This is a genomic window from Roseateles sp. P5_E8, from assembly GCF_054177665.1.
This window is the reverse complement of sequence record NZ_JBGCUM010000156.1, coordinates 1-528: the sequence shown is the minus strand read 5'-3', so window position 1 is coordinate 528 and position 528 is coordinate 1. Positions and strand designations below refer to the sequence as shown.

The 528-nt window shown below is 69.4% G+C and carries 1 protein-coding gene and 1 pseudogene; both read left to right on the top strand.

Going from position 1 to position 528, the window contains the following annotated elements:
* Positions 1–389: HAD family hydrolase (locus ACXRVZ_RS27755; protein ID WP_458233152.1), on the top strand; the 389-nt coding region annotated here is incomplete at its 5' end.
* A pseudogene (locus ACXRVZ_RS27750) lies at positions 386–528 on the top strand (ribulose-phosphate 3-epimerase); the annotation flags it as partial. The gene ACXRVZ_RS27755 and the pseudogene ACXRVZ_RS27750, both read left to right, overlap by 4 nt.

Genomic DNA, 528 nt, shown 5'->3' with positions numbered 1-528 from the left:
GGCTGGAGATGTTCACGGTGATCGCCTGCGGCGACCAGGTGCGCGCCAAGAAGCCCGCGCCCGACATCTATCGCCTCGCGCTGCAGACGCTGGGCATCGGCCCCGAGCGTGCCGTCGCGTTCGAGGACTCGGCCAACGGGCTGCGCGCCGCGGTGGCCGCGGGCCTGTGGACCGTCGTCACGCCGACCTTCTGGACCCAGGGCAGCGACKTCTCCGCAGCCGGCCTGCTGCTGCCGCATCTCGGCGATCCGTCGCATCCGCTGCCGGCCGAGCCCGGCACCGCGCTGATGACGCAGGCGTGGCTCGAGATGGATGAGCTGCAGGAACTGGCGCGCCCGGTTCGTCCGCTGAATGCATTGCGTGCGCTGTACGAAGGGCGACGCGCATGAGTCGAACGATCCGCATCGCGCCCAGCCTGCTGTCGGCCGACTTCGCGCGCCTCGGCGAAGAGGTGACGTCGGTGATCGACGCCGGCGCCGACCTCATTCACTTCGACGTGATGGACAACCATTACGTGCCCAACCTGAC